Raw genomic sequence first — 8,567 nt, forward strand, 5'->3', positions numbered from 1 at the left:
TTTCCAAAAGTGACCCGCTGTAAGAGCGGAACCAATCCAAGCCACCACCCAAACAACGGATATGCCCCCCAACCTCAAGCCCGCTGCATAACCCTTTCCCGCAACACGTCATACCCCCAGTGATACACATACGTATAAGGCAAGAAAAACAACAACACACCAATGTCGAGAAGAAACGCCTGCATCAAGCTGATCTTCATCCACGCCGCGATCAACGGCACCGCGACAATAATCAACCCGCCCTCAAACATCAGCGCATGCAACACCCGCGTCCAGGCCCCGCCGCTCAATTGCAGGCGCACCTTCAGACGGTCAAACAAACCGTTGAAAATAATGTTCCAGGTCAGCGCCAAAAGGCTGAGCCCCAACGTCACCGCGCCCATTTCCAGGGCCGGCCGGCCAGTGATCCAGACCAGCAGCGGCGTACAAATCAACAAGGCCAACCCTTCAAAACCCAAGGCTTGGCAAACACGTTCAGTAATCGACTTGGTAGGGTGCATAACCCGGCTCCGTGAGTGACGATGGTTGCCATGATTACCCTTTGAATCGATACTTCATAACTAATAACCATCGACCAAGGCGATAGTCATGGCCTCAAACGAAGTGCTGCAAGCGTTTGTGCAAGCGGCCACCCAAGGCTCGTTTTCCGCCGCGGCGCGCAAGCTAGGCAAGAGCCAGTCCACCGTCAGCGCGGCGGTGGCCAGCCTTGAGATTGACCTGGATGTGGTGCTGTTTGACCGCAGCAGCCGCAAACCCACCCTGACTCCCGCCGGGCACGTGTTGCTGCAACGCGCCGAACAGGTGCTGGAGGCCAGCAGCCGGCTGGAGCTGGCGGCGAGCCAGTTGTCACAAGGCTTGGAGCCTAAACTGACCATCGCCATGTCCGATACGTATCAGTCGGATCGTTTTGAAATCGCCCTCAAAGCCTTTGAGCAACGCCATCCGGACCTTGAGCTGGAATGCCTGATCGCCGAGTGCGAAGACTTGATCGACCTGGTGCAAAGCGGTCGGGCACAGATAGCGTTCATCGAAAAACAGGACACTTACCCGCCCGACCTCACCGGCGCGCCGGTGGAGGAACGCACGGAAATTGCCCTGTTCGTCGCGCCCACACACCCTCTGGCCAAGCTGAAGAACATCCCTGCGCAGACCTTGCAGCAACACCGTGAACTCCGCCTGGCCAGCATCATCAACCCGAATGAAACCCGCGCCACCGGGCGTGTGTGGTCGGCACCCAGTTACCTGATGCTGATGGAGATGGCGCAGCTGGGGTTCGGGTGGGCACCGATTCCGCGCTGGCTGGTGGAGCGCTTTGGCGGCGGCCATCTGGTGGAACTCAAGGCTCGCAGCTGGCCACGCTCGGTGGCAGTGGACGCGCTATGGTCGCGACAGCACCCGCCGGGGCCGGCGGGGAGCTGGTTGCTGGGCAAGATGCTGGAGTGATGACAAAGCATCCCATCAAACCTGTGAAAGCTGGCTTGCCTGCTCCCACAATGAGACCGGGTTAATTTTTGGACTTCAGGTCAAGCTGCCGATAGCTGCGGCGGGCGGTTGTTCTGGAAGTATTCGTGCAGCGCGCGCAAGGCCGGCAATTCCAGCGCTTGCGCGGCAAAGCACAACCCCACCCGGCGGGTCGGCGCCGGCAAGTGCCACTCACGAATCACCACCCCTGCGCGCTCAGCCGCCATCGACTGCGGCAACATCGCCACGCCCACACCGGCCGCGACCATGTGCAAGGCCTGGGTCAACGAACCGGCATGCCCGGCCACCGCTTGCGGCGAACGGCCATAAAGCGCCATCAGACGCTGATGGGAGTCATGTTGCGGGCAGGTGATCCAGTCTTCAATCGGCGCCCAGGCTTGCTCCTTGCCCGCCAGCGCCATCGGGTGCGCCTGAGGCAAGGCCATCACGTAGGACTCTTCCCAAAGCGGCAGGAACAATTCGTCCTCGCAGCACATTTCTTCCACGGCCAAGCGCCCATCGCCGGCGCAGCCTTCCTGCAAGGTCAGCAACAAACCCGGTAGCCCTTGGTGTGCCATGCGCAGGAACATGTCGATCTGGCTGTCGGCGATATCGCCCTCCACGCCCAGCTCAAGCGCGATGCGATTTTCGCGCCCGCGAAACAGCCGGCTCAACGCCTCCGCCTCGGCCACCATGCGCCGCGCCTGCGGGTACAACACCCGCGCTTCGGCGCTGACCTCCACGCCGCGCGGCTGGCGCACGAACAACGCCACACCGAGTTCGTCTTCAAGCTGCTTGATGGTCACCGACAACGTCGGCTGGCTGATAAACAAACGCAGGGCCGCGGCGGTGATATTGCGTTCTTCGAACACCGCGAGAAACGCCTTGAGGTGACGCACATCCATAGCTTTATCCGATGACAGACAGAGGAATAAGGCATTTTTCAGCCTTTGCGGCAGTAAATATACTGCGCCCACGTTTCCGTTATCGTTTTTTCTTATTCCAGGAGTGCATTCATGAGCAAGCCACTGATCATCATCACCGGCGCCAGTTCCGGTATCGGCGAAGCCACCGCCCGCCTGCTGTCGGCCGCCGGTCACCCGCTGTTGCTGCTGGCGCGGCGCATCGACCGTCTTAACGAACTGGCCCTGCCGAACACCTTGAACCGTGGCGTTGATATCACCGACCGCGCTGCCCTGGTCGCCGCAGTAAAAGAAGCCGAAGCCCAATTCGGCCCGGCCGATGCGTTGATCAACAACGCCGGCGTGATGCTCTTGGGTGCCGTCAGCGATCAAGACCCGGCGCAGTGGGAGCAGATGCTCGACGTCAACGTGAAGGGCCTGCTCAATGGCATCCACGCGGTGGCTGGCAGCATGGTTGCGCGCAAGGGCGGCACGATCATCAACGTCAGCTCGGTGGCCGGGCGCAAGACCTTCCCGAACCACGTCGCCTACGTCGGCACCAAGTTCGCCGTGCATGGGATTTCGGAGAACCTGCGCGAGGAATTGTCGCCGAGTAATGTACGCGTGATCACCATTGCCCCAGGCGCGGTGGAAACCGAATTGCTCAGCCACACCACGGATGAGGCGATCAAGAGCGGTTACCAGGCCTGGAAACAGGACATGGGCGGCACCGTGCTCAGCGCTGATGACGTGGCCTCGGCGATTGCCTATGCCTACCAGCAACCACAGCATGTGTGCATTCGTGAAATTGTGTTGGCGGCGACGCGTCAGCAGCCGTAACCCGAAAAATCTGCCTGCACCCTTGCTCAATGCGGGAGCTGGCTTGCCTGCTCCCACAGTTGTTGACCTTCATTGTCTGAGGGATTTGAGTTCGGCCAGGCGGCGTTCCAGGAAGCGCTTTTCCGGCACTTGCCGGGTCAGTGACAGGGCTTTTTCGTAGGCTGATCGGGCTTCCTCCACCCGTCCCAACTGCCGGCAAAATTCCCCCCGCGCTGAATGCGCCAAGTGGTAATCCAGCAATTCCCCGTGCTGCAAAATACCCTCCACCAACAGCAACCCGGCCAACGGCCCCTGCCCCATCGACACCGCCACGGCGCGGTTCAACTCGATGACCGGCGACGGCACCGCCCTGAGCAACACATCGTAGAGCCCGACAATCTGCGGCCAGTCCGTTTCCGCCGCGCTCGGCGCTTCGGCATGCACTGCCGCAATCGCCGCTTGCAGGCAATACACGCCAACGCCGGGTGTGGCCAGCGCCTGTTCGACCAGCGTGCAGCCTTCAGCAATCAAGGACGCGTCCCACAACGCGCGGTCCTGTTCACCCAGTAACACCAACTCACCATCAGCCGACGTACGCGCTGCGCGGCGGGATTCGTGCAGCAGCATCAGCGCCAGCAAGCCCACCACCTCCGGTTCCGGCAGCAATTCCATCAGCAAGCGGGCGAGGCGGATGGCTTCACGGGTCAAGTCGCCCCGCGTGACATCGGCGCCCATGGATGCCGAATAGCCCTCGTTGAACACCAGGTAAATCACGCGCAACACGCTGTCGAGCCGTTCGGGCAACTCGGCCAGGGTCGGCACTTGATAAGGGATCTTCGCTTCGCGGATCTTGCCCTTGGCGCGCACGATGCGCTGGGCGATGGTGGTGGGCGTGGCGAGAAAGGCGCGGGCGATTTCCTCGGTGGTGAGGTCGCAGATCTCACGCAAGGTCAGCGCCGCCTGGGCGTCGGGCGCCAGCGCCGGGTGGCAGCAGGTGAAGATCAGGCGCAGGCGGTCGTCTTCCACGTCGTCCTCACGCCAGTCAGCCGCTTCCAGCGCGTCGGCCTGCTCCTGCAATAACGGGGTAAAACGGGCTTGGCGGCGCAGGCGGTCGATGGCCTTGAAGCGGCCGGTGGAAACCAGCCACGCCCGTGAATTGTGCGGCACGCCGTCCTGCGGCCAGCGCTGCACCGCGACAAGAAACGCCTCGTGCAGGGCTTCTTCAGCGAGGTCGAAATCACCCAGCACGCGAATCAGCGTCGCGAGTACGCGCCGTGATTCGCTGCGGTAAATCGCCTCGACCTGAAGGGTCAATCGGGCATGCCCTGGGTGACCAGCGTGACCAGCCGATCCAGGCTCTGGCCCCAGCCGTCATGGAAACCCATGGCTTCGTGGGCCTGTTTGTCCGCTTCAGTCCAGTGCATGGCGCGGGCGGTGTAGAGGGTCTTGCCGTCGACCTCTTCAAAGGTGACTTCGGCCGTCATGAAGGGTTTACCCGATGGCACCCAGCCCGGCGAGTAGGCATCGGTAAACACCAATCGGCTCGGTGCCTCGATCTCCAGGAATACGCCTTGGGTGGGATATTCGGCGCCGTCGGGCGCGCGCATCAGGGTGCGAAACAGGCCGCCAACCCACAGGTTCATTTCGCACTCGGGCGTGGTCATGCCGTGGGGGCCCCACCATTGTTGCAACAGCGCGGGCGTGGTCCAGGCGCGGAACACTTTGCTGCGCGGGGCGTCGATCAAGCGGCTGATGGACAGTTCAAATTCGGCAAGTTGGGTTGTCATGGGGTAAACCTCCTGAGTCTTGTGGTTGTTGTATTCAGAGATTCAATTCGCGCACGGGGCGCACTTCCACGCTGCCGACCCGGGCTGCCGGAATGCCACCGGCCACCTGGATCGCTTCGTTCAAGTCACGGGCTTCGATCAGGTAGAACCCGGCAAGCTGCTCCTTGGTTTCAGCAAACGGCCCGTCGGTGATCGACAACTTGCCATTACGCATACGCACGGTGGTGGCCGTGCTCACCGACTCCAGCGGTTCGGCGGCGAGCATCCGTCCGCTGGCCTGGATGGCCTGGGCATAGGCGAAACACTCCGGGTCTGCGGGGCTGTGGGGCGAGGTGTGCAATACCTGTTCGTTGCTGTAGATCAGGCAGAGATATTTCATGGGTGCCTCCATTTTCGGCCTATCAACTATAGTCCCCGGCGTTCAGGGTTCCAGCTCGAACAACGCGGTGCCGCTTTCCATATCAAAAGGTGCCGACCAGTGCTCATGCACCACCTTCCATTCACCGTTGATCCGCTGATAACCGGCCGTCACGCGCATCCAGCAGGCTTTCACCACGCCATCCGGCCCGGCACCGCCGCAATGGGCCAGCCAATGGGCGAAAGCACTGTCTGGCGCCTCGACGACATGCAACTCATGAAACTCGAAAATGCCGGGGCCCGGGCAGTGCTCCATGCAAGCCTCCCAGTGCGCGCGGTAGGCGGCCTTGCCCTTGAATTGCAATGCGGTCACAGCGTCGAACGAGACGATATCGTCGGCGTAATAGCTGACAATCTTGTCGATATCACGGGAAAGTACAGCGTGCTTCCATTGGTCGATCAGGGTGTTGATGGCAGTGCTCATGGCGATACTCCTTGGGGGTGGAAAATCACAGAAGACACCCTTAGTCGAACCGCACTCGCGCCAATCGACAGGCCGCTGAAAAATAATGAAGGCCCCGGCAAACCGGCTAGAATCCACGCCTCTTTGTAGGATTTCGGATGCGCCCCCGATGGAAACCCGCCTCGTTCCCTATGAGACGCTGAGCCTCGTGCAAAAACAGCATCTCGACACCCTGCAAGTACACCCCGAGCAACTGGCCTACTCAGGCGACATCTACTGCGCGCTGAACAGCCTGCTGGTCAATCCCAAGCCCGGTGCCATCAAAGGTTTTGCCCTGCTCGCCGACGACATCCCCGTGGCCTTCCTGCTGCTCAAGCGCCCGCCGTGCCTGCCCCATTGGGCGGATGAACACAGTGCGACGCTGCACGCGCTGCAGGTGGACAGGCATCAACAAGGGCGTGGATTCGGCAAGGCGTGTTTGCAGGCGCTGCCAGCCGCAGCCCTAAAGGCGTGGCCGCAGATCAAAGGGTTGGAGCTGTCGGTAGACGCCGACAACGCAGCAGCGATGGGCTTGTATCTGGCGGCCGGTTGGGTGGATAACGGCGAGGCGTACAAGGGGCGGATTGGGTATGAGCGGCGGTTGAGTTGGGTGTTTTCCAACTAAACCTCGACGCCAAACCGATGTAACGCAAACATGACATCCCCACGACAATGTAATGGTTACGTGACAGGGTTCGGGCGAAGCGCCTCAGCAAAGGCTGTAAACAATCAACATTAGCCAGATACGACTGCAGCCGCCGGCTTGCCGGCGCCTGCAACGCGCTGCGGTCAGCCTCTTTCGCCAATCGGCAACCAGATTTCTACCGTCCCGGTGCCCTTGCGCGCATCAAAATCTGCGCTGTAGCGCTCGAAATCCGAGCCCATCACCTTGTAGCCGGAGTGCGGCAGCCATTCGAACATGATGCGCTCGTACGTTTGCTCAAGCGCCTGCACCGCTCCGTGATGGAGGAACACGGCATAGTTGAGCGGCGGTATTTCGATGAACTCGAAGTTGCCCGGCACGTCGCCCTTGCTCGGCACTTCTACCCCGGCCATGTAATCGAATTCGCCGTGGCTGGGGTTATGGCACACGCCGTAAGTCACACCGCCAACGCGCTTTTTGATGTCTTTGATGCAGGTGTCGAACAACTCCCATAACTTGGGAATATCACCCACCGTCGCCTTCGAATAACGCCCTTGTACACCGGCGATGACCAGTGCCTTGCCTGCTTCCATGCGTGGCGCCAATGGTTGTTTTGTCTGCTGATCCATCTGAACAGTCTCCTTCTTATGAGGGAACAAACCCGCATCGAGTATAGGGGGATACCCGCCCTGTACTCCAAGCAGAAATTTTTCCTACGCATCTGGACAACTGGCCATCATCGACCGTATTGTCTGCCCCGCAGGCCACCGCAGTGGCCGACGTCGCTCGGACGGTTCCGGGCGCTTACGTATTTCGAGGCAACAATGGCCGAACCAGGTTCGCCGCGCCGCTTTGCGCGCATAGATCGACTCCCCCCTTACGTTTTTAATATCACTGCCGAGCTGAAGATGGCTGCGCGTCGGCGCGGCGAAGACATCATCGACTTGAGCATGGGTAACCCTGACGGCGCCACTCCACCGCATATCGTGGAAAAAATGGTCACCGTCGCCCAGCGTGAAGACACCCACGGCTACTCCACCTCAAAAGGCATTCCGCGTCTGCGCCGGGCAATTTCACGCTGGTACAAAGACCGCTATGAAGTGGACATCGACCCGGAAACCGAAGCCATCGTGACCATCGGTTCCAAGGAAGGCCTGGCGCACTTGATGCTGGCCACCCTGGACCAGGGCGACACGGTGCTGGTGCCCAACCCGAGCTACCCGATCCACATCTACGGTGCCGTGATTGCCGGCGCCCAGGTGCGCTCGGTGCCACTGATTCCCGGCGTGGATTTTTTCGCCGAGCTGGAACGCGCGATTCGCGGTTCGATCCCCAAGCCGAAGATGATGATCCTCGGCTTCCCGTCCAACCCGACCGCGCAGTGCGTGGAGCTGGATTTCTTCGAGCGCGTGATCGCGCTGGCCAAGCAATACGACGTGCTGGTGGTCCACGACTTGGCCTACGCCGACATCGTCTACGACGGCTGGAAAGCCCCGTCGATCATGCAAGTGCCGGGCGCCAAGGACATTGCGGTGGAGTTTTTCACCCTGTCCAAGAGCTACAACATGGCCGGCTGGCGCATTGGTTTCATGGTCGGCAACCCGGAGCTGGTCAACGCCCTGGCGCGGATCAAGAGCTACCACGACTACGGCACCTTCACCCCGCTGCAAGTGGCGGCGATTGCGGCGCTGGAAGGCGACCAGCAGTGCGTGAAAGACATCGCCGAGCAGTACCGCCAGCGCCGTAATGTGCTGGTCAAGGGCCTGCATGAGCTGGGCTGGATGGTTGAGAACCCCAAGGCGTCGATGTACGTCTGGGCGAAGATTCCCGAGCAGTATGCGGCCATGGGCTCGCTGGAATTTGCCAAGAAGCTGCTGCTGGAAGCGAAGGTGTGTGTGTCGCCGGGGATCGGCTTTGGTGAGTATGGCGATGATCACGTGCGCTTTGCGCTGATCGAGAACCAGGACCGGATTCGCCAGGCAGTGCGCGGGATTCGCGGGATGTTCCGGGCGGATGGGCTGGTTCAGAAGTCCTGACCCGCTCTACCTGTAGAAATGCGATCACAAATGTGGGAGCGGGCTTGCTCGCGAATGCGG

General features: G+C 60.9%; 11 protein-coding genes. 4 read left to right on the plus strand and 7 right to left on the minus strand.

Annotation, left to right across the window (positions count from 1 at the left end; genetic code table 11):
- Positions 1 to 74: 74 nt before the first annotated feature.
- Positions 75 to 500, minus strand: coding sequence for a multidrug/biocide efflux PACE transporter (locus WBB95_RS10185; protein WP_424487465.1), 426 nt, complete (start codon positions 498 to 500; stop codon positions 75 to 77).
- A gap of 88 nt (positions 501 to 588) precedes the next feature.
- Between WBB95_RS10185 and WBB95_RS10190 the strand changes: the two genes are divergently transcribed.
- The gene (locus WBB95_RS10190; RefSeq protein ID WP_424487466.1) at positions 589 to 1,443 is read left to right on the plus strand and encodes a LysR family transcriptional regulator; all 855 of its coding nucleotides are present in this window, start codon (positions 589 to 591) and stop codon (positions 1,441 to 1,443) included.
- Positions 1,444 to 1,523: 80 nt separating this feature from the next.
- Here WBB95_RS10190 and WBB95_RS10195 read toward each other — a convergent pair whose 3' ends face one another.
- Positions 1,524 to 2,366 carry a LysR family transcriptional regulator gene (locus tag WBB95_RS10195; RefSeq protein WP_424487467.1) on the minus strand — a complete coding sequence of 281 codons (843 nt, stop codon included), beginning with the start codon at positions 2,364 to 2,366 and terminating at the stop codon, positions 1,524 to 1,526.
- A 111-nt stretch (positions 2,367 to 2,477) separates the two neighbouring features.
- On the opposite strand from WBB95_RS10195, the gene WBB95_RS10200 reads away from it, so the two are divergent.
- A complete protein-coding gene (locus tag WBB95_RS10200; protein ID WP_424487468.1) occupies positions 2,478 to 3,203 on the plus strand; it encodes an SDR family oxidoreductase in 726 nt (241 codons plus the stop codon).
- A gap of 69 nt (positions 3,204 to 3,272) precedes the next feature.
- Here WBB95_RS10200 and WBB95_RS10205 read toward each other — a convergent pair whose 3' ends face one another.
- The 4 genes from WBB95_RS10205 to WBB95_RS10220 are packed head-to-tail and all read right to left on the minus strand — an operon-like array spanning position 3,273 to position 5,810.
- Complete coding sequence (locus WBB95_RS10205) at positions 3,273 to 4,496, minus strand: RNA polymerase sigma factor (protein ID WP_424487469.1); 1,224 nt, start codon at positions 4,494 to 4,496, stop codon at positions 3,273 to 3,275.
- The gene (locus WBB95_RS10210; protein WP_424487470.1) at positions 4,493 to 4,969 is read right to left on the minus strand and encodes an SRPBCC family protein; all 477 of its coding nucleotides are present in this window, start codon (positions 4,967 to 4,969) and stop codon (positions 4,493 to 4,495) included. Before WBB95_RS10210 ends, WBB95_RS10205 begins: the two co-directional genes overlap by 4 nt.
- Positions 4,970 to 5,003: 34 nt before the next feature.
- Positions 5,004 to 5,348, minus strand: coding sequence for a YciI family protein (locus WBB95_RS10215; RefSeq protein ID WP_424487471.1), 345 nt, complete (start codon positions 5,346 to 5,348; stop codon positions 5,004 to 5,006).
- A gap of 42 nt (positions 5,349 to 5,390) precedes the next feature.
- On the minus strand, positions 5,391 to 5,810 hold the full coding sequence (locus WBB95_RS10220) for a YybH family protein (protein ID WP_424487472.1): 420 nt from the start codon (positions 5,808 to 5,810) through the stop codon (positions 5,391 to 5,393).
- Between the two features lie 148 nt (positions 5,811 to 5,958).
- Between WBB95_RS10220 and WBB95_RS10225 the strand changes: the two genes are divergently transcribed.
- Positions 5,959 to 6,453 (plus strand): GNAT family N-acetyltransferase, encoded by a 495-nt coding sequence (locus WBB95_RS10225; protein ID WP_424487473.1) that lies wholly within the window; start codon positions 5,959 to 5,961, stop codon positions 6,451 to 6,453.
- A 164-nt stretch (positions 6,454 to 6,617) separates the two neighbouring features.
- Here the strand turns inward: WBB95_RS10225 and WBB95_RS10230 are convergent, their stop codons facing one another.
- Positions 6,618 to 7,100: a GyrI-like domain-containing protein gene (locus WBB95_RS10230; protein ID WP_424487474.1), complete on the minus strand. Its 483-nt coding sequence runs from the start codon at positions 7,098 to 7,100 to the stop codon at positions 6,618 to 6,620.
- Between the two features lie 195 nt (positions 7,101 to 7,295).
- On the opposite strand from WBB95_RS10230, the gene alaC reads away from it, so the two are divergent.
- Positions 7,296 to 8,507, plus strand: a complete 1,212-nt coding sequence (gene alaC, locus WBB95_RS10235) for an alanine transaminase (protein WP_424487475.1) — start codon at positions 7,296 to 7,298, stop codon at positions 8,505 to 8,507.
- The last annotated feature ends 60 nt before the right edge of the window (positions 8,508 to 8,567 follow it).

Origin of the sequence: Pseudomonas sp., from assembly GCF_049645325.1 — a bacterium.
In the GTDB taxonomy this organism is placed as follows: domain Bacteria; phylum Pseudomonadota; class Gammaproteobacteria; order Pseudomonadales; family Pseudomonadaceae; genus Aquipseudomonas.